Genomic DNA, 26,065 nt, shown 5'->3' on the forward strand with positions numbered 1-26,065 from the left:
GGAACGGTACTCAGCACTGACCGCCCGGCGCAGCCCCGGGGACGGCCCGGATCAGTGGCCCTCACCACGCCGGGCCGCCCGTCCCACGCTTTTCCACAGGGCGGCTGCGGGGTTTTCCACAGCGGTTGACACCCGAAGCGGCCCGGCACACCATTGATGACGCACGGACCGAACGATCGGTCGGGACTACTTTCAAGCAGAGCCCTAGGTCAGGGGGACCGCATGGCCACAGCAGCCGCGCACCGCACGGCCGGCACCGAGACGGACGGCGCAGCGCAGACCGCCGTCGACACGTCGGCGTACCAGCGCGCCTTCGACACGGCCGTGGCCGCCGACGAACGCATCGAGCCGCGCGACTGGATGCCCGACGCCTACCGCGCGACGCTGGTCCGCCAGATCGCCCAGCACGCGCACTCCGAGATCATCGGCATGCAGCCGGAGGCCAACTGGATCACCCGGGCGCCCAGCCTGCGCCGCAAGGCGATCCTGATGGCCAAGGTCCAGGACGAGGCCGGCCACGGCCTGTACCTGTACAGCGCGGCCGAGACCCTCGGCACCGGCCGTGACGAGCTGCTCGACAAGCTGCACAGCGGACGCCAGAAGTACTCCTCGATCTTCAACTACCCGACGCTGACCTGGGCCGACGTCGGCGCGATCGGCTGGCTGGTGGACGGCGCCGCGATCACCAACCAGGTCCCCCTGTGCCGCTGCTCCTACGGACCCTACGCACGCGCGATGGTGCGGATCTGCAAGGAGGAGTCCTTCCACCAGCGCCAGGGCTACGAACTGCTGCTCGCCCTCAGCAAGGGCACCCCGGAACAGCACGCCATGGCCCAGGACGCGGTGGACCGCTGGTGGTGGCCCTCGCTGATGATGTTCGGCCCGCCGGACGACGAGTCCCAGCACTCCGCCCAGTCGATGGAGTGGAAGATCAAGCGCCACTCCAACGACGAGCTGCGCCAGCGCTTCGTCGACATCTGCGTCCCGCAGGCCGAGTCCCTGGGCCTCACTCTCCCCGACCCGGACCTGCGGTGGAACGAGGAGCGGGGTCACCACGACTTCGGCACGATCGACTGGACGGAGTTCTGGGAGGTCCTCAAGGGCAACGGCCCCTGCAACGAGCAGCGGATCACCCAGCGCAGGCGAGCGCACGACGAGGGTGCATGGGTACGGGAAGCGGCCGCGGCCTACGCGGCCAAGCACACCGGCACCACCGGTGGGACGGGAGAGAGCCGAGCATGACGAACACCGACTGGCCCCTGTGGGAGGTCTTCGTGCGCTCCCGCCGCGGCCTCTCCCACACCCATGCCGGCAGCCTGCACGCACCGGACGCGGAGCTGGCCCTGCGCAACGCCCGCGACCTGTACACCCGGCGCGGCGAGGGCGTCTCGATCTGGGTCGTCCCGGCCGCCGCGATCACCGCGTCCTCGCCGGACGAGAAGGACCCCTTCTTCGAGCCGTCCGCCGACAAGCCCTACCGGCACCCGACCTTCTACGAGATCCCGGAAGGGGTGAAGCACCTGTGACCGCGACCGTCCCCACGACCGCCGCGCTCGCCCTCGGCGACGACGCCCTGGTGCTCTCCCACCGCCTGGGGGAGTGGGCCGGGCACGCCCCCGTCCTGGAGGAGGAGGTCGCCCTCGCCAACATCGCGCTCGACCTGCTCGGCCAGGCCCGGGTACTGCTGTCGATGGCCGGCGACGAGGACGAGCTGGCCTACCTGCGCGAGGAGCGGGCCTTCCGCAACCTCCAGCTGGTCGAGCAGCCGAACGGCGACTTCGCCCACACCATCGCCCGCCAGCTGTACTTCTCCACCTACCAGCACCTGCTCCACGCCGAACTGGCCGCGGGGGACAGCCCGTTCGCCCCCTTGGCCGCGAAGGCCGTCAAGGAGGTCGCCTACCACCGCGACCACGCGGAGCAGTGGACGCTGCGGCTCGGCGACGGCACCGAGGCCAGCCGGGAGCGGATGCAGCGGGCGTGCGAGGCGCTGTGGCGATTCACCGGGGAGATGTTCCAGCCGGTGGAGGGCCTGGACGCCGACTGGGCGGATCTGGAGGCCCGTTGGCTCGGTTCCGTGACGGCCGTGCTCAGCCGGGCCACCCTGACCGTGCCCGAGGGACCGCGCACGGGAGCCTGGTCGGCGGGCGCCGGCCGCCAGGGCCTGCACACCGAGTCGTTCGGGCGGATGCTCGCCGAGATGCAGCACCTGCACCGCAGCCACCCGGGTGCGTCATGGTGACGGCCACCGCCCTGGAGGCGGAGCTGCTGGAGCTGGCCGGTTCGGTGCCCGACCCCGAACTGCCCGTGCTCACGCTCCAGGAGCTGGGTGTGGTGCGCGCGGTGCACGTCAGCGGCGGCGACACCGTCGAGGTCGACCTGACCCCGACCTACACCGGCTGCCCCGCCATCGAGGCGATGAGCGTGGACATCGAGCGGGTGCTGCGCGCCCACGGCATGCGCGAGGTCACCGTCCGCACGGTGCTCAGCCCCGCCTGGTCGACCGACGACATCTCCTTCGAAGGCCGCCGCAAGCTCCGGGAGTTCGGCATCGCTCCCCCGCGGGTTCGCCGCGACCCGGGACCGGTGGCCCTGACGCTGGGCGCGACGCGCACCCTCGCCGAGGACACCCGCCCGGTCCCCTGCCCGCACTGCGGCTCCGCCGACACCGAGCTGCTCAGCAGGTTCTCCTCCACCGCGTGCAAGGCGCTGCGCCGCTGTCTGTCCTGCCGTGAACCCTTCGACCACTTCAAGGAGTTGTGATGGCACGCTTCCACCCGCTCCCGGTGGCCGCGGTCGACCGGCTCACGGACGACTCCGTCGCCCTCACCTTCGCCGTCCCGCCCACGCTGTGCGAGGAGTACCGGCACGCACCCGGCCAGCACCTGGCCCTGCGGCGGCAGGCGGACGGTGCCGAGATACGGCGGACCTACTCGATCTGCTCCCCGGCCCCCGACCCGGCCGGCGAGGGACCCGGCACCCTGCGGGTGGGGGTGCGCCTGGTCGAGGGCGGTGCCTTCTCGACGTACGCGCTCAAGGAGATCAACGTCGGTGACGAGCTGGAGGTGATGACCCCGGCCGGACGCTTCACCCTCGAACCGGCACCCGGTCTGTACGCGGCGGTCGTCGGCGGCAGCGGCATCACCCCGGTGCTCTCGATCGTCTCCACGCTGCTGGCGCGCGAGCCCGGAGCCCGGTTCTGTCTGCTGCGCAGCGACCGTACGGCCGCCTCGACGATGTTCCTGGAGGAGGTCGCCGACCTGAAGGACCGCTACCCCGAGCGGTTGCAGCTGGTGACCGTGCTCTCCCGTGAGGAACAGCAGGCCGGCCTGCCGTCCGGGCGGCTGGACCGGGAGCGGCTCGCGGGGCTGCTGCCCGCGCTGCTGCCGGTGGACCAGGTGGCGGGGTGGTTCCTGTGCGGGCCGCTCGGGCTGGTCGAAGGTGCGGAGAAGGCGCTGCGCGAGCTGGGCGTGAGCCGGGCCCGCATCCACGAGGAGATCTTCCATGTGGACCCGGGTGCGGCCCCGGCGGCCACCGTCCCGGCCCCCGCGCACAGCACCGTGACCGCCCGCCTCGACGGGCGCGGCGGAAGCTGGCCGGTCCAGGACGGCGAGTCCCTGCTGGAGACGGTGCTGCGCAACCGGCCTGACGCGCCCTACGCCTGCAAGGGCGGGGTGTGCGGCACCTGCCGGGCCTTCCTGGTCTCGGGCGAGGTGCGCATGGACCGCAACTTCGCGCTGGAGGCGGAGGAGACGGAGGCCGGGTATGTGCTGGCCTGCCAGTCACATCCGCTGACGGAGACGGTGGAGCTGGACTTCGACCGCTGAGGATGGACACCGAGGGCGGAGACGGAAGCCGTCCGGCCTCGGGTCCGCTCTCCCAGAGCGGTCTTCGGGTCCGCTCTCCCAGAGCGGTCTCCAAGGGCGCTCCCGGAAAGCGGCCCCGGTGACACCGCCCGCTCCTCCCCGTTCCCTTCTTCTAGAACCTGTTCTATCTTGACGGCCCGTCAGACGAACCGCTGAACGGACCGCCGGACGGACCGTCGGGCGACCGGACCCCGGGAGGACAGGCCGTGGACTTCACCTTCACCGAGGAACAGCTGGCGGCGGCCGAGGCGGCACGAGGGGTGTTCGCCGGGGTGGCGCCGGACGCGGTGCCGAGTCCGGCGCTCACCGCCGGCGCCGTGGCCGAGGGCTTCGACCGGGAGCTGTGGTCCCGGCTGTCCGGTGCCGACCTGGTGGGCCTGCTGCTGGACGAGGAGTACGGCGGAGCGGGTCTCGACTCCATCGCGCTGTGCCTGGTGCTGCGCGAGTCCGCCAAGGTGCTGGCCCGGGTGCCGCTGCTGGAGCACAGCGCGGCCGTCGCGGCCGTACAGGCCTACGGCGGCAAGGAGCTGAAGGAACGGCTGCTGGCCCAAGCGGGTCGGGGCGAGCCGGTGCTGACCGTCGCCGCGCACGGCCGGACCGGTCACGACCCGGCCGGCCTCTCCGTCACCGCGCGGCGGGACGGTCCGGCATGGGTGCTGGACGGAGTACAGACGGCGGTGCCGTGGGGGTACGACGCGGACTTCGTCCTGGTGCCCGCGCACACAGGCGCCGGGCGGACCGTGCTCGCGCTGGTCGCGCACGGGCAGGAGGGGCTGGTGCTCGCCGAGCAGGTCTCCACCAGCGGGGAGCGGCTGGCCGAGCTGCGCCTGCAGAACGCGCGGATCGCGGCGGGCGATGTCATGGAGGCCGAGGGTGCCTGGGAGTGGTTGCACGGACTGCTGGCCACCGGCATCTGCGCGCTGGCCCTCGGCCTGGGTGAACGCGTGCTGAAGATGACCGCCGAGTACACCGGCAAGCGGGAGCAGTTCGGGTATCCGATCGCGACGTTCCAGGCGGTCGCCGTCCAGGCCGCCGACCGGTACATCGACCTGCGTGCCATGGAGGCCACCCTCTGGCAGGCGGCCTGGCGGATCGCCTCGGGCTCGCCGGGGGCGCTGCCCGCCGCGGGCGATGTCGCCGTGGCGAAGATCTGGGCCGCGGAGGGGGTGCGCCGGGTCGTACAGACGGCGCAGCATCTGCACGGCGGCTTCGGCGCGGACACCGACTACCCGCTGCACCGCTACCACGCGTGGGCCAAGCACCTGGAGCTGGCGCTCGGCCCGGCGGCGGCGTACGAGGAGACGCTCGGGGACCTGCTGGCGGCGCACCCGCTCAGCTGATCCGTCGTTCGTGCGCCGGGGCCTGTCCCTAGACGACCGCGCCCGGCGCACCGGCGTCGGTGACCACGGGCCGGCCCGCGGCCTCCCAGACCTGCATGCCGCCGGCCACGTTCACGGCGTCGATGCCCTGCTGGACCAGGTACATCGTGACCTGGGCCGAACGGCCGCCGGAGCGGCAGATCACGTTGACCCGGCCGTCCTGCGGGGCGGCCTCGGTCAGCTCGCCGTAGCGGGCCACGAAGTCACTCATGGGGATGTGCAGGGCCCCTGCGGCGTGGCCCGCCTCCCACTCCTCGTCCTCGCGAACGTCCAGCAGGAACTCGCCGTCCTTGAGATCCGCGATCTCGACCGTGGGCACACCAGATCCAAAATGCATGTCTCCGACGCTACCCGACGGGCGGCCTGGTTCACCCCTGTCCCTGCAGGCCCGCCAGCTGGTCCTCACGCTGCTCGATGTCGGCGCGCAGCCGGCCGGCGATCTCCTCGAGCAGGGCGTCCGGGTCGTCCGGGGCCAGGCGCAGCATGCCGGCGATCGCGCCGTCCTCCAGTTCGCGGGCGACCATCGTCAGCAGTTCCTTGCGCTGGGCGAGCCATTCGAGGCGGACGTACAGCTCCTCGGCATGGCTCGGACGCCGCTCGGGCGGGACCGGGCCCGCGGCCCATTCCTCGGCCAGTTCCTTGAGCAGGGACGCGTCACCGCGGGCGTAGGCGGCGTTCACCCGGGTGATGAACTCCTCGCGGCGTCGGCGTTCGTCTTCCTCCTGAGCGAGGTCGGGATGCGCCTTGCGGGCCAGCTCGCGGTAGAGCCTGCGGGCCTCCTCGCTGGGCCGAACCCGCTCGGGGGGCCGTACCGCCTGGTCGGTGAGCATCGCGGCAGCCTCCGGGAACAGGCCGTTCCCGTCCATCCAGCCGTTCAGCAGCTCCTCGACGCCGGGGATGGGAAGCACGCGGGCACGGGCTTCCTCGGCACGGCGGATGTCCTCGGCATCGCCGGTGCGGGCGGCGCGCGCCTCGGCGATCTGCGCGTCCAGCTCCTCGATGCGGGCGTAGAGCGGGCCGAGCTTCTGCTCATGCAGCCGGGAGAAGTTCTCGACCTCGACACGGAAGGTCTCCACGGCGATCTCGTACTCGATCAGCGCCTGCTCGGCCGCCCGTACGGCCTGCTCCAGCCGTTCCTCGGGCCGCGGTGCCTGGGACTGCTCAGCTTCCGGGGTCGTCACGCGACCAGCCTAGGCCACGGCCGGAACCCGACGCCCGCGGCGGCCCGCTTGGCCGGCCCGACGTCCGGCGGCCCGGCTCAGCCGGCCGGCCGGGCGTCGGGGCAGTCGGCGGGTATCCACTCGGCCTCCAGGTCCCGGCAGGCGACCACCAGGACGCCTGGCCGGCAGGCCAGCTCATGGGTGCAGCCGCCGGGGTGCGGAAGGATCTCGTCGAGGATCACGTCGCCGAGGGAGGCCGGGTCGCACACGTCCAGGACGTCCGACTGGAAACGGGAGACGCCCGTGTAGCGGACGAGCAGGTCCTCGTCGTGCTTGAAGCAGTTGTGCCGGAAGCGGATCTCGATGTCCCCGTCGCCGGTGCGGCGCACGTCGGCGGGCCGGAGGTCCTTCACGCACCGCTTGCCGCCGAAGTCGTAGTGCCCGGGGTCGGTGGCGAAGGCGCGGGCTCCCGGCGGCAGCGCGGCCGCGAGTCCGGGCAGCTCGGCGAGGTAGGGACGGGGGTCGAGGTGCACCCCGCCCTCGTCGCCGGTCAGTTCGACGTACTTCACCTCAGCACCGCCTCAGCACCGCCTCTGCCCTCGTCCTTCCGGCACCGCCCCGTCCTCGCCCATCCGGCACCGCCCTCATACCCCCATCTCCGCCGCGACCCGGCCGGACCGCACCCCGGACACCAGGTGCGCGTGGTCCGCCTCGGTGCGGTCGGCATAGGCAACGGCGAAGCCGGCCATCGCCTCGTCCAGCTCCTCGTTCTTGCCGCAGTAGCCGGCGATCAGGCGCGGGTCCGCGCTGTGGGCGTGGGCGCGGGCCAGCAGGGCGCCGGTCATCCGGCCGTAGTCGTCGACCTGGTCCGCGGTGAGTGCGGCCGGGTCGACGCTGCCCTTGCGGTTGCGGAACTGGCGCACCTGGTACGGCCGGCCGTCGACCGTCGTCCAGCCGAGCAGGATGTCGCTGACCACCTGCATCCGCTTCTGCCCGAGGACGACCCGCCGCCCTTCGTGCTCCACCGGCGGCGCCTCGAACCCGGCGGTGGCCAGGTGCGGGACCAGGGCCGAGGGGCGGGCCTCCTTCACCTGGAGCACCAGTGGCTGCCCTCGGTGGTCGAGGAGCAGCACCACGTAGGACCGCGTGCCCACACTGCCGGTGCCGACCACCCGGAAGGCCACGTCGTGCACCGCGTGCCGGGCCAGCAGGGGCAGCCGGTCCTCGGAGAGCGTGGCCACGTACGGCTCCAGGGAGGCGGCCACCGCCGCCGCCTCGGCGTCCGGGACCCGGCGCAGCACCGGCGGCGCGTCGACGAAGCGCCGCCCGCCGTCCGCCACCTCCTCGGTCGACTTCGCGGCGAACCGGCCGCTGGTGTTGGACCGCGCCTTCTCCGAGACCCGCTCCAGCGTGCCGAGCAGATCGTGGGCGTCGGTGTGGGAGACCAGTTCCTCGTCCGCGATCGCGTTCCAGGCGTCCAGCACGGGCAGCTTGGCCAGCAGGCGCATGGTGCGGCGATAGGCGCCTGCCGCGTCCTGGGCGGCCTTGCGGCAGGTGTCCTCGTCGGCGCCCACCTCCCGCCCGGCGAGCACCAGGGAGGCCACGAGCCGCTTCAGGTCCCATTCCCAGGGGCCGTGCACCGTCTCGTCGAAGTCGTTGAGGTCGATGACCAGGCCGCCGCGGGCGTCGCCGTACAGGCCGAAGTTGGCCGCGTGCGCGTCGCCGCACAGCTGGGCGCCGATCCTGGTCACGGGGGTGCGCGCGAGGTCGTACGCCATGAGGCCGGCCGAACCGCGCAGGAAGGCGAAGGGGGTGGCGGCCATCCGGCCCACCCGTATCGGTGTCAGCTCGGGGATGCGGCCCGCGTTGGACTCCTCCACCGCGCTGATCGCGTCCGGGCGGGAACCGTCCAGGTCGAGGGTGCTGTGCGCGCTGCGCGGCACGCTCGCCCTGAGCGCCTTGCCCTCCTCCTTGGGCGAGCCCGGCGGGGGCCAGTGGGCGAATCCGCGCACCCGGGGCAGCCGCCCCGCCACCGCTCGCTCCACCGCTTCCACGTCAGCCCCGGTCATCGCGACCGCCTCCCCCGAACACCTGCTCGCACAAAGATCGACTCGGACATCAACTCGTGCAGACCGTACAGGTGACGGCTGAATGGCGTCAGACCCTGTGGATAACTCCGCACCTGTGGAAAACTTTCAGCACCGACGCGCCTGAGCCCCCGCAGGATCCCGACGTCACAGGACCGGGGCTCTCGCACGGCCGCGGGCCGCCGGCGTCCGGCGGCGCGCGGCCCCGGCAGCACACGCCCGCAGCTTCACAGAACCCTGGCCTCGCATGCCCGCCGCCCTCACAGGACGCCACGGTCTCGCCTGCCCGCCGCACGCACAGGACAACGGACCCGCACGCCCGTCCCCCTCAAAGAACAACAGACCCGCACGCCCGCCGCACGCACGGAACAGCGGCCCCGCACGCCCGCCCTCCTGACAGGACCACGGCCGCGCACGTCCACGTCCCCGCACGACCGAAACCCCCGCAGAACTGCAACCCCGCACCACGGCACCCCCGCACCACGGCACCCCCGCACCACGGCACCCCCGCACCACGGCAACTCCACACCACCGCAACCCCGCAGAACCGGGCCTCACGCCCGCAGGAACGCCAGCACCGCCAGCACCCGTCGGTGGGTCGAGCGCCGACACCCGGTCGGCGAGCCCGGTCAGCCCGCTGCCCGCGCCGGCCCGCGCGCCTCCCCGCCCGTCGTCGCGCACCTGCAGGAGGAGCCGCCCGTCGCGGTATCCGCCGCTGACGCGCGCGTGCGTCGCGCCGCTGTGCCGCAAGACGTTGGCGAGCGCCTCGCACACGACGAAGTAGGCGGCGGACTCGACGGCCGCGGGCAGCCTTACGGGCAGCTCCAGTTCGACGTCCACGGGGATGTCGGACCGGTCCGCCGCATCGCAGACGGCGGCCTGAAGACCGTAGTCGGTCAGGACCTTGGGATGGATTCCGTGGATCAGCCGGCGCAGTTCGGCGAAGGCCGGCCCCGCCTCCTCATGCGCCTTGGCGAGCTGGCCGGCCAGCGGTCCGGGCGGTGCGTCCAGACGGGCCAGACCGAGCGTCATGGTCAGAGCGACGAGCCGTTGCTGGGCCCCGTCGTGCAGGTCGCGTTCGATGCGTCGGCGTTCCGCTTCGAAGGCGTCGAGCAACCGCACGCGGGAGCGGGTGAGTTCGACCACCCGCTCGCTCGGTCCGGGGTCGAGCAGCAGCCGGGTCAGCGCGGCCCGGGCGCCCGCCGCCGCGCCCAGCAGATAGGCGCCGCACACCAGCAGGAGCAGACCGGCCAGGGCCGCCGCGACGGTCTGCGGCCACTGGGTGAGCGTCCACACCTTGAGGACCTTCACCTCCCGGCCCCCGTCGGCGGTCGCCATCAGGTCGTCGTCACCGGCGACTGGGCCCGCCCGGGCAGCCGCCTCGTCACCGACCGCGGGCCGGTGCGGGTCGTGGGGGCCGTCCGCGCGCGGCTTCGAGGACGCCGTGTTCTACACCGATGCGCGCGCCGCCCGACTCGACCCCGATGTGGCCCAGTTGCTCGTGAACGCCGACCCGCGTTCCGTCGCGGAGGCGGTACGGGGCACCGGAGCCCGGGTCCTGTCCGGCCACGCGCGCCGCAGGGCCGAAGCGGGCCCCGCCCGGGACCGTGCGGCGCTGACCGCGCTGAACGCCCTGTTCGGCACGGCCGGCGGCGTCGCCGCCTTCGTGTCGGTGTTCGTGGTGGCGTCCACGTTCGCCTTCGCGGTCGCCCGGCGCCGGCGGGAGTTCGGGCTGCTGCGCGCCGCCGGAGCCACCCCGGGCCAGATCCGCCGGGCGGTCACCGCGGAGACCCTGTCGGCCGGCGTGCTCGCCTCGGCCGCCGGCTGCGCGCTCGGCGGGTACCTGGCGCCGCATCTGGTCGCCCGGGTCGTCGCCGAGGGCCTCGCCCCGCCCTGGTTCCGCCTCGGCACCCCCCTGTGGCCATACCAGCTGGTCTTCTGGACCGGGCTGCTCGTCGCCCTGTGCGGAGGCTGGCCGCCTCCTGGCGGGCGGGCCGCACCGGCCCCCTCCAGGCCCTGCGCGAGGCCGACGTGGACACCCGCGCGACGACCCGGGGCCGGCGGCTCGCCGGTACGGCGCTGCTGCTGACGGCCGCCGTCACCCTGGCGACGGCGCTGGCCGGCGACCCGGGCGAGCTGCTGCACCGCAAGTCGTACGTGAGCCGCCCGATGCTGCTGACCGGCGCGGTCGCGCTGCTCTCACCGGCTCTGGTGCGGCGCCTGCTGCGCGCACTGGTCCGGCTGCCCGGCGCCACGGGTCTGCTGGTCCGGGAGAGCGCGGCCGGTGCCGTGCGGCGCACGGCAGCGATCGCCGCGCCGGTGCTGGTCACGGTCGCCCTCGCGGCCACGCTGCCCGCCGGCCCCGCGACGCTGGAGGCGGCGAGGACCGCCGAGGCCCGGGCGCGGACGGCCGCCGCGTTCGTCGTCACCCCGCCGTCCGGTGCGGGCTTCGACACGGCGGCCCTGCGCCGGCACGGTGCCGGGCGCCGAGGTGTCCCCGACCGCCTCGGACGAGGTGTTCGTAATGGAGGACGGCGTGGCCCTGATCAGGTCCGAGGCGCGGGCCGCCGACCCGGCCGCGCTCGCCGCCACCGCCCGCCTGCCGCTCACCGCCGGGAGGATCACCGCGCTCGACGACGACTCGATCATCGTCAACGAGGAGTGGCAGCGGCACACCGTGGGCGAGCGCGTCCCCGTCCGGCTCGGCGACGGCACCCGGCGCACGCTGTGGATCGCCGCGATCATGGCCACCGGCACGGGTGACAACGGCGTCTACGTCACCCCGCACAACGCACCGGGCGCGCCCGTGGACCGCGTCGAGGCCGCCGTGGCGAAGAGCGCGGACCGGGCCGCCGTGGCCGCCGGACTGCGCGCGGCCGTACGCCCCGTACACGCGCGTGTGCTGACCCGGGATCAGTGGATCAGGGCAACGCACCCGGCGCACGACCGCACCACCCGGCTCGGGCTCCTGCTGGTGCTGGGCATCGCGCTCCTCCACACCGGTATCGGTGTGGCCAACACCATGGCCATGGCGAACGCGGACCGGCTGCGCGACCTGGCCGTCCTGCGGCTGGCCGGGGCGAGCAGGGGGCAGCTGCTGCGGCTGGTCGCCCTCGAATCACTGACGGTCGTGGCGGCCGGCACCCTGCTGGGCCTGCTCACCGCCGCACTGCATCTCGCGGGCCTCGCCGCCGCGCTGCACCTGCTGTCGGCCCCGGTCACGGTCCGCCTCCCCTGGACGGTGACGGGCGGCGCAGTGGCCGCCTGCGCGCTGCTCGCCGTGACCGCCGCGACCGTCCCGGCGGCCCTCGCGCTGCGCCGGGGCGCGCCCCGATGACGGCTGCGCGGCGGGCAGCACCTGCCTCGGCGTGCCTCTCGGTCCGGCGCGCACCGCAGCGTGATCAAATAGCGCATGGCATCGTCCTGGACTGGTAAACGGGTACGCCTACGCGCTGTCGAGCCCGACGACTGGACTGCGTTCAAGCGCTTTTCCGACGATGGCGGGGGGCGAGGGAGCCGGCTGGATCTGCCACGGTCCGCCGAGAGCTACCGCGCCTGGGCGAAGGAGCAGGCCGTTGCCGAGTGCGACGACGACTGCTTCCGGCTCGCGGTCGAGACGACGGCCACGGGGGAACTGGTCGGCGCAGTCGGCTCTCATCGCACCGGCCGTCGTTCAGGCTGGTTCGAGTTCGACGTCACGATCGGCACCGACCACCGGCGCAAGGGCTACGCGGCAGAAGCCATGGTGCTGCTGCTGCGCTTCATGTTCGCCGAGCGGCGCTATCACAAATGCCTGGGAGCGGTCCTCGCCCACAACGAGGCATCGCTGGCGCTCACTCGCCGGCTCGGCTTCACCGAGGAGGGGCGCTTGCGGGAACACGTCTTCTTCGCCGGCCGGCACCACGACCTCGTCATGATGGGCATGCTCGCCGACGAGTTCGACCAGCGGCACACGATGAGCGAACCCTGAGCCTGCCGTCCGGGCGTGCGCGGCGTGGGGCGTGGGGCGTGGGGCGTGGGGCGTGGGGCGTGCGGAACGCCGCCCTCAGCTACGCAGGGTCGCACGCAGGCGCAAGCCGACGGTCGCGAGGCCTTCGAAGGTGGCGACCTGGTAGCCGGGTTCCGGTCCGGACGGCTCGCTCACGTCGTAGCGGCGGGCGGTCTGCGCAGTCAGGAGCGTCAGCATCGCCATGGCCAGGGCGGCTCCCTCGCAGCCGTGCGGCCCGGTACCGAAGGAGAGGAACGCCCCGGGTTTCGCCGGCGAGTCCGCATCGTCGAGCCAGCGCTCGGGCCGGAACCGGTCCGGCTCGGCGTGTTCCCGTGGGTCGCGTTGGGCGGTGTAGGGGCAGACGAGAACGGTGGACCCGGCGTCGATGGTGTAGCCGGCGAGCTGGGTCTCTCGCGTGGCGCGCCGGGTCAGCAGCCAGCTCGGGGGGTACAGCCGCAGCACCTCGCGCACCAGTGCCTGGGTGTACCGCAGGCCGTCGAGGTGGGTGCCGGTCGTCGCGGCCGGGTCCGCGGGCAGCAGGGCGGCCTCGGCCGCGACACGGCCCGCCGCCTCGGGGTGCCGGGCCAGGTGGAGCAGGATCCATCCGGCTGCCCGGGAAGGTGTCTCGAAGGTGGCGACGGTGATGGCGGGGAGCGTGTCGAGGACGGCCTCTTCCGGCAGCAGGCCGTAGCGGGAGGAGGGCCGGAGCATCTGTCCGAGCATGTCGTCACCGAGCCGACCCGACGAACGGCGCCGGCGGACGATGGGCCGCAGAGCGTCGGTGAAGGCGACCTGCTGCCGTGTGCGGAACCGCCGTGCGGGTGTGGGGATCCAGCGCGGCCATGCCCAGCGCGAGGGCCGTACGAGCACCTCCCGGGCCAGGAAGAGCTGTGCGGCGAGGGGCAGCAGGGCGGGAGCGTCCTCGGAGAAGAGGTAGCGCACGCCGATCTCCGCCAGGGCGTGCCGGACCGGGGGGAGAATCTCGACGTCCTGGTCCGTGGGCCACTCGTCGACAAATCGAGCGGTCCTGGGCGCGATCTCACCGACCCGGGCGGCAACCTCCTGCGGGCGCAGTCCGCGCATGCGGGCGGCGTGGGCGTGCGCGCGCTCCTCGGGCGTCGGTGCTCCGCTCGACCGCTTCGGCGGCGGGAAGAGGGGCGAGGGTGCCTTGGGGAAGTCGTGCGCGCGCCGCAGGACCGCCTCACACGGCCCGGCCGCGGCGGCTACGTAGACACCCGGCTCCAGCTGCCAGACGTCCCCGCACTCGTCGGCGCCGCGGCGCGCCACCGCCAGCCGGTCGCGGCTCCAGGCCGCGAAGCTGCCTTCGGGCAGCCGCGGCGGCTCATTCGTTCGGCCCATGAGATCGTCCCTGGCTGTCGTACCTGTCCAGGCCGATGTCGTCGGCAGCGTGGCCGGGAGTCGGGGGGGGGGGGGGGGGGGCGCCCCCCCCCCCCGGGGGGGGGGGGGGGCCCCCCCACGACCTGGATGGTGTCACCTCGACGGGTGGACGGCAGGATGTGCCGCCGGTTGTCCGTCAGTGACAAAGGAGAACGATGAGGCCGTCGCAGTCGTCGCCGTAGTCGTCGTGGCCGACCCATCTGCCCTGCATGCCGTATGGGCCGTGGCTGTGGGCCGGAAGTGTCCGGGCAGCCGTGGCGTCGGTGGCGACGTGCGGGTGGGGCGTCGCTGCGACGGCGGATGCGGTGGATGCCGCCCCTGCCACACAGCCGAGGCCCAGGGCCGCGCTCACCGCGACTATTCGGGGGATCCGGGAAAGGGTCTTCATAGAGTGGGCAGGATGCTTGGGGTGCTTCAGCTGTGCAGTGTTCATGCGATCACCATGCACGCCCCTGCCGCCGATTTCGCCCCGAGCGCCGCCGATTAGGTGAGGCGCCGTCAAAGAGGACATGGCCTCGCTGCCGCACGGGCCAGAGGGAATGCAGTGGCACGCAGTAGCACGCAGTGGCATGCAGTGGCATCCAAAGGCACGCAGCGGTACGACCCCCAGCCGACGCCACGCAGATGGGCGGCCATGTCCAGCCACACCCCGATCACGGTGAACTCCCCGCACGCGGGGCCGCGGCGGCGTCCACCTCCGGCTCGTCGGCCCCAACTCGCCCTATCGGTACGCGAGTCAGGAGGCCCATGTGCTGGTGACCGTTCTGGCCATGCCCTGTTCGGCGGGCGCAGTCCTCATGCCGCCGCGCCTTCGTCCTGACGCGCCCCGAGCTTCGGCCCGCCCGCCGGTGAGTTGCCACCCTCACGCTGCGGGGCTGTCCCTTCGGTCCGCCGGCTTGTCACCCTCACGCCCTCGGCCGCCCCCTGCTCCCCTCCCCCCGGCCGTCCCCTCACTCCGCTGAGTCGTCGCCCTCACGCCGCTGTCGCGGCGCTTCGCGCGTTCGGAGGTTCACCTGCGGGAAATCCGGCACTTTACCTGAGGGAATCCCGAGGGAATGGGGGAGCTCTTGAGGGCCGCTGCAGCGGATCGTTAGCCTCTGAAATGCGTGCCGAAACCCGGTGAGTTCACGGGAACACCGGAGGCCCACCGACACGGACGGCAATTACGGGCTGATGGCTAGAAATTGACTGGAGCATACCCGGGAGATGCTGTAGGCGTCCCGCGGCACGGCAGGAGCGAACCGAGCGGCCCACGAGGTGCGAATCCGGTATGAAGACACACCTGACCAGCCTGCGGGACTACGTCGACGCGTTGCGGAAGCTGGGTGATCTGCGCGAATTCGACGAGGAAGTCGACCCCCACCTGGAAGTCGGCGCGGTCGTCCGGCACGGCGTCGAGAACCGGCTGCCCGCACAGCTCTTCAACCACCTGCGCGGACACGGACCCGGCCGTCGCATCCTGGGCGCTCCCGCGGCGCTCAGCTCGCTCCCGGAGGCGCCCTGGGCCCGCGTCGCCGTCTCGCTCGGCCTCGACCCGTACACCCGCCCGCTGGACCTGGTCGAGGAGATCGCCACGGCCCTGGACACCGAGCCGGTCCCGCCGGTGACCGTGGCCGACGGCCCCTGCCAGGAGAACGTGCTGCTCGGCGAGGACGCCTCACTGGACGCCTTCCCGGTGCCCCTCGTGCACGCGGGCGACGGCGGCCGGTACGTCAACACCTGGGGCAGCATGGTCGTACGGACGCCCGACGGCTCCTGGACGAACTGGGCCGTCACCCGGGTCATGGCCGCCGACGGCCGCCGTATGGCCGTCATGATCAATCCGCCGCAGGACATCGGGAAGATCTACGCCCAGTGGCAGCAGCGCGGCGAGCCGATGCCCGCCGCGCTGGTGCAGGGCGGTGATCCGGCGATCCCGTTCGCCGGGGGCATGGCGCTGCCGTCCGGATGCGACGAAGCCGGCTTCCTCGGCGCATGGTTCGGGGAACCGCTCAGTGTGGTGCGGTGCCGGACCGTCGACCTGGAGGTCCCCGCCGACGCCGAGATCGTCGTCGAGGGCACGGTGTCGCTGGAGGAGACGGTGCCCGAGGGGCCGATGGGGGAGTTCTACGGCTACATCTCCGGGCAGCCGCGCCCGCGCCCGGTGTTCCACATCAGCGCCATCACCCACCGCGACGACCCGATCCTGCCGGTGGTGTCGGCGGGCAAGCCGGTCGAGGAGGTGCACACCGTCGTCGGCCCCACGCACTCGGCCGAGGTCCTGCGCAATCTGCGCCGAGCCGGTCTGCCGGTCAGCGCCGTGTGGCTGCTGCCGGAGGCGTGCTGCACGGTGGCCGCGGTCACCGTGCCCCGCAGGTGGCGTCAGTGGGGCGGCGGCATCCACACCACCACCCGCATGCTGACCAGGGCGATCGCGAGCGTCGTCCTGCGGCCCAAGGTCGGCTTCTGGGTGACCCGGGTGCTCGTCCTCGACGACGACATCGATCCGACCGACCTGCGCGATCTGTCCTGGGCGGCCGCCACCCGCTGCCATCCCGTCGCGGGGCTGGTCCTCTTCGAGGACCAGCTGTTCACGCCGCTGCACATCAACTACACGCCCGAGGAGTTCCGCACGCTGAGCGGATCCAAGACGGCCCACGACTGCCTGCTGCCGCCGGAGGAGGAGCGCCGCCCCGTGAGCACCGCGTTCGCCCAGAACTTCCCCGAACACGTCCGGGAGCGGGCGCTCGCCCTGTGGCACGGTGCGGCCCGCTGACCGTCCGCCGCGCAGCCCGCCGACCGCCCGCCGCCCGTGCCTTTGACCCGACCCCACGAGAACCGGGAGACCATGAACCTCTCCGACCAGCTCAGCGCCGTCGTGGCCGACGAACTCGCCCAGTGCTCCGTCACGGACGCGGTCATCTCCCCGGGCCTGCACTCGGGGCTGCTGGCCGCCGCCCTGTACGACCACCCGTTGCTCAGGCTGCACGTGCGCATCGACGAGCGCTCCGCGGGCTTCCTCGCCCTCGGCCTGGCCCGCGCCGGTGACCGCCCCGCGGTGGTGACCTGTACCTCGGGGACGGCCGCGGCCAATCTGTACCCGGCGGTCCTGGAGGCCCGGCACGCCCGGGTCCCGCTCATCGTGGTGACCACGGACCGCAGGCCGATGTGGCGGGGGACCGGCGCCAACCAGACCACCGACCAGACGCGCATGTTCGGACAGGCCACCTCGTTCTTCGCCGAGCTGGACTCGGTTCCCGGCGACGCCGCCACCACCCGCTACTGGCGCTCCGTTCTCTCCCGCGCCGCCGCCGAGGCCGCGGCCGGCGGGCCCGTGCAGATCAACCTGACGCTGCCCGACCCGCTGGAGAACACCGCGCAGCCGGGCGGCCCCGACCGGCTGCGCCCGGAGTCCGGCGAGCGGCGGCCCGCGGTGCGCATCACGCGGACGCCCCCGCAGCCGGAGCCGCTGGAGGTCCCCGCCCGCGGGGTGGTGGTGGCCGGTGACGCCGCGGCCGACCCGCAGGCCGCGGTGGCCTTCGCCGAGCAGGTCGGCTGGCCGCTGCTGGCAGAGCCGCAGAGCGGCGCCCGGCAGGGCCCGAACGCCGTCACCACCTACGGCTACCTGCTGGCCCACCCCGGCTTCCGGGCCCTGGCTGCACCGGAGTTGGTGGTCAGCGTCGGCAGGCCCGGCGTCAACCTCGCCCTCCTGGACTTCCTCGGCTCCGCCCCACGACTCGTCGTCGTCGACCCCGCGCACGACTGGGCGGATCCGGCCCGCACCGCCACCCGGGTCGTGTCCCGGCTGGGCGCGCCACGGCAGCCGGAGAGCGATCCGGACTGGCTGCGACTGTGGCAGGACGCGGACAAGGCGGCGCTGGAGACCCTCGACCGCACCCTGGACGAGGGCGGTCTGACGGAGGCCCGCGTGGCCCGTGACCTGACGGCCGCGCTGCCCTCCGGATCGCTGCTGTTCGCCGGCTCCAGCATGCCGGTGCGGGACGTGGAACGCACCATGCGCCCGCGCTCCGACCTCCGTGTGCTCGCCAACCGCGGTCTGAGCGGCATCGACGGCGCCGTCTCCAGCGCGCTCGGCGCCGCCTACGCCCACCAGCGGTCCGGCGCGGGCCCTGCGGTCGCGCTGCTGGGTGACCTGTCCCTGCTGCACGACCAGAACGGCCTGCTCACCGGGGCGGCACCGGAACGGCCCGACCTGACACTGGTGGTGATCAACAACAACGGCGGCGGCATCTTCTCCATGACTCCCCGCACCGTGCCGTCCGACTGTTTCGAGACCGTCTTCGGCACCCCGCACGGCGTGCGGGTGACCGACGTCGCCCGCGCCGCCGGGTGGCCGTGCACCCGGGCCCGGTCCGTGGCGGAGGTCCTGGCGGCGGTGCACGAGGGCGGCCCCCGCCTCGTCGAGGTGATCACCGACCGGGAGGCCAACGGCGCCTTCCACCGGGCCCTGGCCGAGGCGGTGGCGCAGAGCGTGACGGAAGCGCTGACCCGGACCGCGGCCGGCTCCGCCGCCACGGACTGACCGGCCGTGGCACCGGCGCGCGCATGGCGCGGCAACCCCTGGGCCGTGCTCACGGTCGTGTCCGTGGGGTACTTCATGCCCCTGCTGGACCTGACCATCGTCAACATCGCCATCCCGGACCTGGTCTCCGATCTCGGCATGTCCCTCGACCAGATCCTGTGGGTCGTCAACGGCTACACGCTGGCGCTGGCGGCCCTGCTCGTCACCGCCGGGCGCGTCGGCGACCTGCGCGGTCCACGGCTCGCCTTCGCGGCCGGGACGGCCCTGTTCACCGTGGCCTCGGTGGCCTGCGCCCTGGCCCAGGACCCGGCCCAGCTGATCGCGTTCCGTACGGTCCAGGGCATCGGGGCCGCGGTGCTGATCCCGCAGACCCTGACCATCCTGGCGCACACCTTTCCGCCCGAACGGCGGGGCACCGCCTTCGGGGTCTGGGGCGCGGTGGCGGGCCTCGCCGCGATCGCCGGGCCTACGCTCGGCGGGCTGCTGGTCACCGCCTTCGGCTGGCGCTGGATCTTCCTCATCAACCTGCCCATCGGCATCGTGGTGCTGTTCGGCACCTTCGCCGTGATCGACGAGATGCGCGAGACGCGCCCCCGACGGCTCGACCCGCTCGGGGTGCTGCTGTGCACGCTGGCCTTCACGGCGCTGTGCTACGGGCTCGTCGAGGGGCAGCGCTACGACTGGGGCACCATCCGGTCGTTCGTGAGCATCCCCCTGGTGCTGGCCGCGGGCGTGGTGCTGCTCGCGCTGTTCCTGTGGACGCAGGCCCGCGTCCAGGACCGCGATCCGCTCATCCCGTTCGCGCTGTTCAAGGACCGCGAGTACGCGCTGATGAACATCGTCGGCGGCGCCGTCAACGTCGGCATGCTCGGCTTCCTGCTGCTGTTCAACCTCTATCTCCAGGCCGCCCTCGGCATGAGCGCGCTGCGGGCGGGGCTGACCCTGGCCCCGGCCGCCCTGGTGTCGATGCTGCTGGCGCCGCTCACCGGAAGACTCACCGACCGGGTCGACGGCCGTTGGATCCTGTTCGGCGGGCTGCTGCTGTTCGCCGCCGGAATGGCCTGGCCGGCGGCCGTCGCCACCACCGAATCGGCCTGGTACACGTTCCTGCCGCCGCTGGTCGTCGCGGGCGTCGGCATGGGCGGCACCTTCGCCCCGATGCCGGCCATCGCCATGCACGGGGTGCCGCCCGCACTCAACAGCTCCGCATCCGGGGTGTTCAACTCCAACCGGCAGTTCGGCTCCGTCCTCGGCACCGCGGCGGTCGGTGCGCTGCTGCAGAGCCGGCTCGCCACGGCCATCGGCGAACGGGCCACGGAGCGGGCGCGGTCGCTGCCGGCCGGCTACCGCGCGCCGTTCACCGCCGCCCTGCGGCGCGCCGCCGACAGCGCCGTGGAGGCCGGCGGCGACGGTTCCCACCTCGCGGCCCCGCCGGGCATCCCCCGGGCGGCGGCCGCTCAGCTGCGCGAGGCGGGCAGGTACGCGATGGCCCACGGGCTCGTGGACGCCGTACGGCAGACCGTCGTGCTGCCCGTCGCGATGACCGCGCTCGCCGCCGTGTGCTGTCTCGCGGTGCGCTCCGCCGCGCGCCGCGAGCAGAACCCCGACGACCTCCGAGTGGAAGTGACCTCCGCATGAACGACACGCACCCCGCATCCGCCGCGGCACCGGCATCTGCAGCGGCACCGGCGTCCGCTGCCGCAGCGGCGTCCGACGCGCAGCGCACCCTGCTGGGCGTGCTCACCGGCTCCTGGACGGCACAGGCGCTGTACGCGATCACCGCGCTCGGCGTCCCGGACCTGCTCGCCGACGGGCCCCTGACGGCCGCGCGGATCGCGCGCGACTGCGACGCCGACGCCGACGCGGTGCACCGCGTGCTGCGCGCACTGGCGTCATCGGGCCTGCTGGAGCAGGAGGGCGAGGACGTCTTCGCCCTGACACCGGCCACGGCGCTGCTGCGCTCGGACGCACCGCGCTCGCTGCGCGAGACCACGCTGATGCTCGGAGAGGAGGTCTTCCGCTCCCTCGGCGGCCTCGTGGCGGCACTGCGGACCGGGACCCCTGCCTTCGACCATGTGCACGGCACCTCCATGTACAGCTACCTCCAGGAGCGTCCCGACGTCGCGCGCACCTTCAACGCCGCGCTCGGCAGCCGCGCCGCGGTGCCGGCCGCCTGGGCGGCCGTCGACCTGACCGGTGTCGGAACCCTGGTGGACGTCGGCGGCGGCGACGGCAACCTGCTGGCCGAGGTGCTGGCCGCCCGGCCGGGCCTGCGCGGTGTGCTCCTGGAACTGTCCGAGGCGATCGCACAGGCCCGCACCCGGTTCGCCGGGGCCGGACTCGCCGACCGGGTGACGCCGGTCGAGGGGAACTTCTTCGAACGGGTGCCGCCGGGCGGCGACCTCTACGTCCTCGCCCGCTGTCTGCACAACTGGAGCGACGACCGGGCGCTGGACATTCTGCGGACGGTACGGGCCGAACTGCCCGTCGGCGGCCGTCTGGTGGTCCTGGAGAAGGTCGTCCCCGCGGGCCCGGGGCCGAGCCCCGCCAAGGTGTACGACCTGCTGATGCTGACCATGGTCGAGGGCCGCAACCGTACGGCGGCGGAATACCGGGCGCTGGCCGAAAAGGCGGGCTTCCGGATCGTCTCCGTGCATCCCGCGCCGGCCACCGACCCGTTGGGAGAAAGCGCACTGGAATTTACTGCCGCTTAATCAGATCCAGGCGCGCCGCCGCCTCCGGCCGCCTGACCACCAGTCAAGTGCCGGTTGAAAATCAACTTCTCCGGCGCTTTACCGGGCCCCGTGCATAATTCCATCGGAATCTCATTATGTACCAGCCAGTACTCCGCAATCTTTGCCTTATCGTTCGATATCGGCTGGTACAGTTCCTGACATGACCCAAGAACGCGCACTGGTGCACGTCAGGGAATGGGAGGAAGCCGCGCAGGAGCGGTTACCCTCACCTGTTTGGGACTATCTGTCGGGCGGCAGCGGCGACGAATCCGCCGTCCATGCGAACCGGACCGTACTCGACCGACTGTGGCTGCGGCCCAGCGTCCTGACCGGCGTGTCCCGACCGGACCCGGCCACCACCCTGCTGGGCCGTCGGCTCCGACTGCCGCTGGGCATCGCCCCCATGGCACACCACCGCCTGTTCCACCCGGAGGGCGAGACGGCCACCGCCCGCGGCGCGGGCGCCGCCGGCGCCCTGTTCGTCACGAGCATCTTCGCCAACCGCACCCTGGAGGAGATCGCCCGGCACAGCGCCGGCCCGCTCTGGCTCCAGCTGTACTGGCTGCGCCGTCGCGACCAGTTGGAGAAACTGGTGGCACGGGCCGAGGAAGCGGGATTCGCCGCACTCGTGCTCACCGTGGACGCGCCCGTCGTCGCCCGCAGACCACGCGACATCCGCAACGGGTTCGCCGTCCCCCGCCACGCGCACGCGGTCAATCTGGACGAAGCCGTGACGGCCGGCGTGCACCGCGCCACCGCGGGCACCTCCGCGCTGGCCTCCCACTCCGGGGAGCAGTTCGACGCCACCATCACCTGGCGCGACCTGGAATGGCTGCGCGGCCGCAGCGGACTCCCGCTCGTCCTGAAGGGGATCCTGAACTCCCGGGACGCCCTACGGGCCCTCGAGTGCGGCGCCGACGGCGTCGTCGTCTCCAACCACGGCGGACGACAACTGCCCGGCGCCGTACCGGCGGTCGCCGCGCTGCCCGAGATCGCCGCGGCGGTGGCAGGCCGGTGCGCCGTCCTCGTCGACGGGGCGTTCCGGCAGGGCGGCGACGTCCTCAAGGCCCTCGCCCTCGGCGCGCACACCGTACTCGTCGGCCGTCCGGCCCTGTGGGCCCTGACGTGCAAAGGTGCCGACGGGGTCGCCGAGATGCTCCGTCTGCTCGGTGCCGAGCTGACCGAGGCGATGCTGCTGTGCGGCCTGGACGGACTGGCCGGCATCGACTCCTCCCTCCTGTGTGCGCCCCACGCGGGCCCTCCGTGACCGGCCCCTTACGGGCGCCCGTCCCCGGCTCTGCGGTGACGCACCATCGGCACCACCGGATCCGACAGCGCGTTGCACCATCGACAACGCGGTACGCACACCACGTAGGCCCACGGGGGAAGCACAGCCATGCGTATCAGCCATGAGGTCAGCCAGCTCTTCGTCCGCCGCAGGGAAGCGATGGGACTGACACAGGAGGACCTGGCCCGGCTCAGCGGACTCAGCGTCCGCATGATCAGCGATCTGGAACGCGGCCGGACCCGCAAGCCCCACCCGCGCTCCCTCCAACTCCTCACCAAGGCCCTCGGACTGGACAAGCAGGCACTGGACCGGCTGGTCGAGGAGCAGGCGCGCGCCACCGACCCCCTCATCCCGGCGCAGCGCACGTCCGAGCCCACTGTCGGCCCGGTCGTGGTCCCCCAGCAACTACCCATGTCACCACGCCACTTCACTGGACGAAAGCGCGAACTGCTCGCGCTGGACACACTGGTGGAACAGCAGGAGACCACGCCCGGACTGGCCGTGGTCAACGGCCAGCCCGGAGTGGGCAAGACCGCCCTGGTGGTGCGCTGGGCCCATCAGCTCACCGACCGCTTTCCCGACGGCCGGCTCTACGTCGACCTGCACCGCAACCACGACGAGCCGCTCACCCCGGGCGAGGCGGTCCGCGACTTCCTGCACGCACTCGGTGTGCCGGACGCGCGGATTCCCGGCGGACTGCACGCGCAGTCGGCACTGCTGCGCAGCGTGCTGGCCAACAAGCGGGTGCTGATGGTGCTCGACGACGCCGAGAGCACGGAGCAGGTCACCCCGCTGCTGCCGGGCACGCCCGGCTGCGTGGCGGTCGTCACCAGCCAGCACAAGCTCACCTCGCTGGTGGCCCACCACGGCGCGCAGACCATCGGCCTGGACGTCCTCCCCTTCGAGGACGCGCGGGCGTCCCTGGAGCGGCTCCTGGGCCGGCGCCGGGTGGCTGCCGAAGAGGAGGCCACGACCCGGCTGATCGAGCTGTGCCGCCGCTCCCCGGGGACGCTCTCGGTGGTCGCCGCACATGCGGCCCTCCACCCCGGCCTGCGGCTGACGACGCTGCTCGCGCAGATGCCGGACCGCTCGTCACTCCCGCCTGCCGACCCGAACCTGCCCGGTCGGGCCACCGCGCACTGCTGACCGGAGCCCGGCGCGCACGACGCCGGGCCCGGCCGGTGCCGCAGCCTGCGTCACACGCTGGTCAACAGGCCGGCGAAGCGCAGCCCCAGCCACGGCCGACGCCCGCCCGCCACCAGCCGTCCGCGCAGCACCTGGCCCCACTGGCCCGTGCGGCCGTAGCCGACCAGCAGAAAGGCGACCGGGTCGGCGATGATGACGCAGTCCACCGGATCGCCGGCCGGCGTCACCCGCGCCGTGCTGTCACGCACGACGAACCGGTGGCGCGGGCCGCCCCGGAAGCGCAGCTCGTAGCTGACACGTTTCCCGGCGGTGCGCCGCCGGTCCACATAGCCCGCGGCCATCGCGAGCACACCCTCGACGACCAGCTGCGCCGCACGCCGTTCGATCCGCCACGGGGCCCGCGCGGCCCGCGCGATGTCGAGGCCGTGCACGAGCTGTTCGCCCAGCAGGGCAGACGTCATCACGGGAACGGTCATGGTCAGGCCGTTGGTGGTCGGGATCGGTTCCTCGGGGGACCGCCCGGCCGCCGCCGAGGCGAACTCCCCGACACCCGCCTCCAGTGCGTCGGCGAGCACGTCCGGGTCACGCTCGGTGAACTCCGCCAGCGCCCGGGCGTTGGCGGCGGCGTTCACCTCGCCGGGCGCGGCCCCCGGAGCGACGTCCAGCGTCCGCAGGACGTCCTGGGCCCTGGCAGTACCGGCGGCGAACCCGGTGTAGTGGCGCACCTCCGCCACCAGGTGCGCGGCGGTCTCGGCGACCGTCCAGTCGAGCCCCGGCACCCGGGCGCCGGGTGCGGGCACGGTGCGCAGCAGGGCTGCGGCACGGGCGGCCTCCCGCCGCAGATCGGCGGTGGTGGGGCTGAACCCCGGGTCCATGGCGCTCACCACACCCGCAGCCCGCGCAGCACCGGCTGTTGCCGCGGATCACCGAAGCAGGCGACACCGGGCGCGTCCGGCCCCGCGCGTCCGGTGATCCAGCGCACGAAGTCCTCGGCGTCGGCGACCACCCGCGCGGTACGGCCGCCCGTGCCGAGCCGTATGGTGCGCCGGACGGGGCCCTCCACCACGAAGTCCACCGAGCCCACCAGTTCCGCCACGGCCGTGCGGTTCTGCTGGGGCAGCGCCGCCTCGATCCAGTCCAGCGTCGGCCCGAGGCGCAGGGCGTCCGCGGGCGGCGGCGGTCCGGTCAGGGGCCCGCGGGGGCCGAACAGGTCGTACCGGATGTGCACGAAATGATCGAAGACGAAGGCGCAGGGCAGTCTGGCCGCCGGATAGGTGCCCAGGTCGCCCAGGTCCATCTCCCGGGCGCCCTCGCGGGCGAGGACCGCGAGGGCGGCTGATGCCTGCTCGCCGGCCTGCGCGTAGTCCGCGACGATCCGCTCCGTCGGCCAGGAGCGCCGTGCCTCGACGTACACGTCCTGTGCGCGTTCCGTCGACAGCCCCGTGGTGTCGGGCAGGGACGAGGGGGCCACCACCTTGGTGAACAGCGTTCCCAGATGGGTGACGACGTCGCGGACCGACCAGCCGGGACACCCGCTGTCGGCCTTCCAGCCGGCGTCGGTGAGCCCCGCGCAGAGCTCCAGTAAGGCGTCGCGGTCGGCCCGCAGCGCCGTCATCGCGTCCGTGGACATGTGCTCCTCCTCGGTGGGACCCGACCGGTCCCTCGCACCTGTGTGGAACTGTCTGGAAGCGCGTCCAGGTCTATCAATCAGGCCCTGATCGCCTCCAGTACGCCGTCCCACAGGCGGGTCCGGGCGTCCAGCGCGACGGCGACCGTCTCCTCGCAATCCCGCCACCTGTCGCGGTCGTCGCCGCACAGATCGGCCAGCATCTGCATGGCCATCGGGGTGTGCTCCTCGCCGTCCACCTCGATGTGCCGTTCCAGGTAGTCGACGAAGGACCGAAGCCGGTCGCCCTCTTTCCTGTTGACCGCGACGACCTGGTCGAACATGTCCGGGATCAGGTCCTCACGGCCGAAGGCGAACGCCGCCGCCTGGCAGTGCACCGGGGCGTTCTCGATGAAGTGCCAGGTGGTGGTGGCGAATTCCAGAGCGGGTGCCGGGGCGCCCGCCTCCTTCAGCGAGGGCAGCACCGGGTAGCCGTCGCGCAGCAGCTCCAGCAGCGTCCCGATCGGGCGGGTGTCGGCCCCGGCCTCCGTCATGCCCCGCAGGTACAGCTCGAAGTGGCTGAGGAAGCCGTCGCCGAGTTCGTCGCTCTCCTCGACCAGCACGATGTCGTTGATGAGCCGGCGGCTGGCGGCCGGCCCGCTCGGCAGCCACGGCACCGAGGTGCAGGTCAGCTTCTGCTGAAGGGACTTGAGCAGCGACATGAAGTCCCACACGGCGAAGACGTGGTGCTCCATGAACGTCGTCACCGCGTCGAGCCGGTCCAGGCTCCGGTAGAGGGGGTGGGCCACCACACGGCTGCGGGCCGCGTCGGCGGCCTTCTGCAGGCGCGCGATGCCGGGGTTGTCGATCTCCCAGTCGTAACGGGACAT

At 73.1% G+C, this 26,065-nt stretch carries 22 protein-coding genes and 2 pseudogenes; 14 read left to right on the plus strand and 10 right to left on the minus strand.

Annotated features, from left to right (window positions below):
• The first annotated feature begins 222 nt into the window (after window positions 1-222).
• The 6 genes from paaA to ACFZCP_RS23015 all read left to right on the plus strand — a co-directional run bounded on the left by paaA (window position 223) and on the right by ACFZCP_RS23015 (window position 5,206).
• The gene (gene paaA, locus ACFZCP_RS22990; protein ID WP_391429431.1) at window positions 223-1,242 is read left to right on the plus strand and encodes a 1,2-phenylacetyl-CoA epoxidase subunit PaaA; all 1,020 of its coding nucleotides are present in this window, start codon (window positions 223-225) and stop codon (window positions 1,240-1,242) included.
• On the plus strand, window positions 1,239-1,526 hold the full coding sequence (paaB, locus tag ACFZCP_RS22995; RefSeq protein WP_361117354.1) for a 1,2-phenylacetyl-CoA epoxidase subunit PaaB: 288 nt from the start codon (window positions 1,239-1,241) through the stop codon (window positions 1,524-1,526). Before paaA ends, paaB begins: the two co-directional genes overlap by 4 nt.
• Window positions 1,523-2,242 carry a 1,2-phenylacetyl-CoA epoxidase subunit PaaC gene (gene paaC / locus ACFZCP_RS23000; RefSeq protein ID WP_391429434.1) on the plus strand — a complete coding sequence of 240 codons (720 nt, stop codon included), beginning with the start codon at window positions 1,523-1,525 and terminating at the stop codon, window positions 2,240-2,242. Before paaB ends, paaC begins: the two co-directional genes overlap by 4 nt.
• The gene (gene paaD, locus ACFZCP_RS23005; RefSeq protein WP_362688843.1) at window positions 2,236-2,763 is read left to right on the plus strand and encodes a 1,2-phenylacetyl-CoA epoxidase subunit PaaD; all 528 of its coding nucleotides are present in this window, start codon (window positions 2,236-2,238) and stop codon (window positions 2,761-2,763) included. The genes paaC and paaD overlap by 7 nt, the downstream gene beginning before the upstream one ends.
• Window positions 2,763-3,827, plus strand: coding sequence for a 2Fe-2S iron-sulfur cluster-binding protein (locus tag ACFZCP_RS23010; protein ID WP_391429437.1), 1,065 nt, complete (start codon window positions 2,763-2,765; stop codon window positions 3,825-3,827). Before paaD ends, ACFZCP_RS23010 begins: the two co-directional genes overlap by 1 nt.
• Before the next feature lie 245 nt (window positions 3,828-4,072).
• Complete coding sequence (locus ACFZCP_RS23015; RefSeq protein WP_391429439.1) at window positions 4,073-5,206, plus strand: acyl-CoA dehydrogenase family protein; 1,134 nt, start codon at window positions 4,073-4,075, stop codon at window positions 5,204-5,206.
• A 28-nt stretch (window positions 5,207-5,234) separates the two neighbouring features.
• Here the strand turns inward: ACFZCP_RS23015 and ACFZCP_RS23020 are convergent, their stop codons facing one another.
• The 5 genes and pseudogenes from ACFZCP_RS23020 to ACFZCP_RS23040 all read right to left on the minus strand — a co-directional run.
• Window positions 5,235-5,582, minus strand: coding sequence for a rhodanese-like domain-containing protein (locus ACFZCP_RS23020; protein ID WP_391429441.1), 348 nt, complete (start codon window positions 5,580-5,582; stop codon window positions 5,235-5,237).
• Between the two features lie 31 nt (window positions 5,583-5,613).
• Window positions 5,614-6,426, minus strand: a complete 813-nt coding sequence (locus ACFZCP_RS23025) for a hypothetical protein (RefSeq protein ID WP_391429443.1) — start codon at window positions 6,424-6,426, stop codon at window positions 5,614-5,616.
• Window positions 6,427-6,503: 77 nt separating this feature from the next.
• Window positions 6,504-6,974, minus strand: a complete 471-nt coding sequence (locus ACFZCP_RS23030; RefSeq protein WP_362688831.1) for a hypothetical protein — start codon at window positions 6,972-6,974, stop codon at window positions 6,504-6,506.
• 75 nt (window positions 6,975-7,049) lie between these two features.
• The gene (locus tag ACFZCP_RS23035; protein WP_391429446.1) at window positions 7,050-8,474 is read right to left on the minus strand and encodes a DUF2252 family protein; all 1,425 of its coding nucleotides are present in this window, start codon (window positions 8,472-8,474) and stop codon (window positions 7,050-7,052) included.
• 615 nt (window positions 8,475-9,089) lie between these two features.
• Window positions 9,090-9,833: pseudogene (locus tag ACFZCP_RS23040) on the minus strand (sensor histidine kinase); the annotation flags it as partial.
• Here ACFZCP_RS23040 and ACFZCP_RS23045 point away from each other — a divergent pair.
• Both ACFZCP_RS23045 and ACFZCP_RS23050 read left to right on the plus strand, forming a co-directional pair.
• Window positions 9,771-11,829 (plus strand): annotated as a pseudogene (locus ACFZCP_RS23045) (FtsX-like permease family protein). The pseudogenes ACFZCP_RS23040 and ACFZCP_RS23045 overlap by 63 nt on opposite strands.
• Before the next feature lie 75 nt (window positions 11,830-11,904).
• Complete coding sequence (locus ACFZCP_RS23050; protein ID WP_391429449.1) at window positions 11,905-12,462, plus strand: GNAT family N-acetyltransferase; 558 nt, start codon at window positions 11,905-11,907, stop codon at window positions 12,460-12,462.
• Window positions 12,463-12,537: 75 nt separating this feature from the next.
• Here ACFZCP_RS23050 and ACFZCP_RS23055 read toward each other — a convergent pair whose 3' ends face one another.
• Together ACFZCP_RS23055 and ACFZCP_RS23060 are read right to left on the minus strand one after the other, a co-directional pair.
• Window positions 12,538-13,839, minus strand: a complete 1,302-nt coding sequence (locus ACFZCP_RS23055; RefSeq protein WP_391429451.1) for a cytochrome P450 — start codon at window positions 13,837-13,839, stop codon at window positions 12,538-12,540.
• A gap of 175 nt (window positions 13,840-14,014) precedes the next feature.
• Window positions 14,015-14,311: a hypothetical protein gene (locus ACFZCP_RS23060; protein ID WP_391429453.1), complete on the minus strand. Its 297-nt coding sequence runs from the start codon at window positions 14,309-14,311 to the stop codon at window positions 14,015-14,017.
• A gap of 837 nt (window positions 14,312-15,148) precedes the next feature.
• Between ACFZCP_RS23060 and ACFZCP_RS23065 the strand changes: the two genes are divergently transcribed.
• The 6 genes from ACFZCP_RS23065 (at window position 15,149) to ACFZCP_RS23090 (ending at window position 23,569) form a co-directional block, all read left to right on the plus strand.
• Window positions 15,149-16,633: a UbiD family decarboxylase gene (locus ACFZCP_RS23065; RefSeq protein WP_391429455.1), complete on the plus strand. Its 1,485-nt coding sequence runs from the start codon at window positions 15,149-15,151 to the stop codon at window positions 16,631-16,633.
• Window positions 16,634-16,705: 72 nt separating this feature from the next.
• Window positions 16,706-18,400 carry a 2-succinyl-5-enolpyruvyl-6-hydroxy-3-cyclohexene-1-carboxylic-acid synthase gene (gene menD, locus ACFZCP_RS23070; RefSeq protein WP_391429457.1) on the plus strand — a complete coding sequence of 565 codons (1,695 nt, stop codon included), beginning with the start codon at window positions 16,706-16,708 and terminating at the stop codon, window positions 18,398-18,400.
• Between the two features lie 6 nt (window positions 18,401-18,406).
• Window positions 18,407-20,038, plus strand: a complete 1,632-nt coding sequence (locus ACFZCP_RS23075) for a DHA2 family efflux MFS transporter permease subunit (protein WP_391429460.1) — start codon at window positions 18,407-18,409, stop codon at window positions 20,036-20,038.
• Complete coding sequence (locus tag ACFZCP_RS23080; protein ID WP_391429462.1) at window positions 20,035-21,114, plus strand: methyltransferase; 1,080 nt, start codon at window positions 20,035-20,037, stop codon at window positions 21,112-21,114. Before ACFZCP_RS23075 ends, ACFZCP_RS23080 begins: the two co-directional genes overlap by 4 nt.
• Before the next feature lie 181 nt (window positions 21,115-21,295).
• Window positions 21,296-22,402 carry an alpha-hydroxy-acid oxidizing protein gene (locus ACFZCP_RS23085; protein WP_391429464.1) on the plus strand — a complete coding sequence of 369 codons (1,107 nt, stop codon included), beginning with the start codon at window positions 21,296-21,298 and terminating at the stop codon, window positions 22,400-22,402.
• Between the two features lie 129 nt (window positions 22,403-22,531).
• The gene (locus ACFZCP_RS23090; RefSeq protein WP_362699202.1) at window positions 22,532-23,569 is read left to right on the plus strand and encodes a helix-turn-helix domain-containing protein; all 1,038 of its coding nucleotides are present in this window, start codon (window positions 22,532-22,534) and stop codon (window positions 23,567-23,569) included.
• 50 nt (window positions 23,570-23,619) lie between these two features.
• On the opposite strand, the gene ACFZCP_RS23095 is transcribed toward ACFZCP_RS23090, so the two are convergent.
• The 3 genes from ACFZCP_RS23095 to ACFZCP_RS23105 all read right to left on the minus strand — a co-directional run bounded on the left by ACFZCP_RS23095 (window position 23,620) and on the right by ACFZCP_RS23105 (window position 26,065).
• The gene (locus tag ACFZCP_RS23095) at window positions 23,620-24,444 is read right to left on the minus strand and encodes a maleylpyruvate isomerase family mycothiol-dependent enzyme (protein WP_391429467.1); all 825 of its coding nucleotides are present in this window, start codon (window positions 24,442-24,444) and stop codon (window positions 23,620-23,622) included.
• Between the two features lie 5 nt (window positions 24,445-24,449).
• Window positions 24,450-25,199, minus strand: a complete 750-nt coding sequence (locus tag ACFZCP_RS23100) for a maleylpyruvate isomerase family mycothiol-dependent enzyme (protein ID WP_391429469.1) — start codon at window positions 25,197-25,199, stop codon at window positions 24,450-24,452.
• A 77-nt stretch (window positions 25,200-25,276) separates the two neighbouring features.
• On the minus strand, window positions 25,277-26,065 hold the full coding sequence (locus ACFZCP_RS23105) for a DUF3050 domain-containing protein (protein ID WP_391429471.1): 789 nt from the start codon (window positions 26,063-26,065) through the stop codon (window positions 25,277-25,279).

Origin of the sequence: Streptomyces sp. NPDC007971 (assembly GCF_042958635.1) — a bacterium.
GTDB lineage: Bacteria > Actinomycetota > Actinomycetes > Streptomycetales > Streptomycetaceae > Streptomyces.

Bases quoted from the DNA above. Each gene is read 5' to 3' on its own strand.
- paaA (WP_391429431.1), top strand. From the start codon at position 223: ATGGCCACAGCAGCCGCGCACCGCACGGCCGGCACCGAGACGGACGGC.
- paaB (WP_361117354.1), top strand. From the start codon at position 1,239: ATGACGAACACCGACTGGCCCCTGTGGGAGGTCTTCGTGCGCTCCCGC.
- paaD (WP_362688843.1), top strand. From the start codon at position 2,236: ATGGTGACGGCCACCGCCCTGGAGGCGGAGCTGCTGGAGCTGGCCGGT.
- ACFZCP_RS23010 (WP_391429437.1), top strand. From the start codon at position 2,763: ATGGCACGCTTCCACCCGCTCCCGGTGGCCGCGGTCGACCGGCTCACG.
- ACFZCP_RS23020 (WP_391429441.1), bottom strand. From the start codon at position 5,582: ATGCATTTTGGATCTGGTGTGCCCACGGTCGAGATCGCGGATCTCAAG.
- ACFZCP_RS23035 (WP_391429446.1), bottom strand. From the start codon at position 8,474: ATGACCGGGGCTGACGTGGAAGCGGTGGAGCGAGCGGTGGCGGGGCGG.
- ACFZCP_RS23050 (WP_391429449.1), top strand. From the start codon at position 11,905: ATGGCATCGTCCTGGACTGGTAAACGGGTACGCCTACGCGCTGTCGAG.
- ACFZCP_RS23055 (WP_391429451.1), bottom strand. From the start codon at position 13,839: ATGGGCCGAACGAATGAGCCGCCGCGGCTGCCCGAAGGCAGCTTCGCG.
- ACFZCP_RS23060 (WP_391429453.1), bottom strand. From the start codon at position 14,311: ATGAACACTGCACAGCTGAAGCACCCCAAGCATCCTGCCCACTCTATG.
- ACFZCP_RS23065 (WP_391429455.1), top strand. From the start codon at position 15,149: ATGAAGACACACCTGACCAGCCTGCGGGACTACGTCGACGCGTTGCGG.
- menD (WP_391429457.1), top strand. From the start codon at position 16,706: ATGAACCTCTCCGACCAGCTCAGCGCCGTCGTGGCCGACGAACTCGCC.
- ACFZCP_RS23080 (WP_391429462.1), top strand. From the start codon at position 20,035: ATGAACGACACGCACCCCGCATCCGCCGCGGCACCGGCATCTGCAGCG.
- ACFZCP_RS23085 (WP_391429464.1), top strand. From the start codon at position 21,296: ATGACCCAAGAACGCGCACTGGTGCACGTCAGGGAATGGGAGGAAGCC.
- ACFZCP_RS23090 (WP_362699202.1), top strand. From the start codon at position 22,532: ATGCGTATCAGCCATGAGGTCAGCCAGCTCTTCGTCCGCCGCAGGGAA.
- ACFZCP_RS23095 (WP_391429467.1), bottom strand. From the start codon at position 24,444: ATGGACCCGGGGTTCAGCCCCACCACCGCCGATCTGCGGCGGGAGGCC.
- ACFZCP_RS23100 (WP_391429469.1), bottom strand. From the start codon at position 25,199: ATGTCCACGGACGCGATGACGGCGCTGCGGGCCGACCGCGACGCCTTA.
- ACFZCP_RS23105 (WP_391429471.1), bottom strand. From the start codon at position 26,065: ATGTCCCGTTACGACTGGGAGATCGACAACCCCGGCATCGCGCGCCTG.